1 rRNA gene is annotated in these 255 nt (G+C 63.1%); it reads left to right on the top strand.

Features of this window, described 5'->3' with window-relative positions:
* Positions 1–255: ribosomal RNA gene (locus tag NE591_RS16475) — 16S ribosomal RNA — on the top strand; the annotation flags it as partial.

Below are 255 nucleotides of genomic sequence, written 5' to 3'. Positions count from 1 at the left end.
GGCGGGGTAACGGCCCACCGTGCCCGCGATGGGTAGCCGGACTGAGAGGTCGACCGGCCACATTGGGACTGAGATACGGCCCAGACTCCTACGGGAGGCAGCAGTGGGGAATTTTGCGCAATGGGGGCAACCCTGACGCAGCAACGCCGCGTGCGGGACGAAGGCCTTCGGGTTGTAAACCGCTTTCAGCAGGGAAGACTTTGACGGTACCTGCAGAAGAAGCTCCGGCTAACTACGTGCCAGCAGCCGCGGTAA

The sequence above is a fragment of the Adlercreutzia sp. DFI.6.23 genome, from assembly GCF_024462535.1.
Taxonomy (GTDB): domain Bacteria; phylum Actinomycetota; class Coriobacteriia; order Coriobacteriales; family Eggerthellaceae; genus Adlercreutzia; species Adlercreutzia rubneri.
Note: the sequence above shows the minus strand (reverse complement) of the source record. Positions and strands in the feature narration are given on the sequence as shown.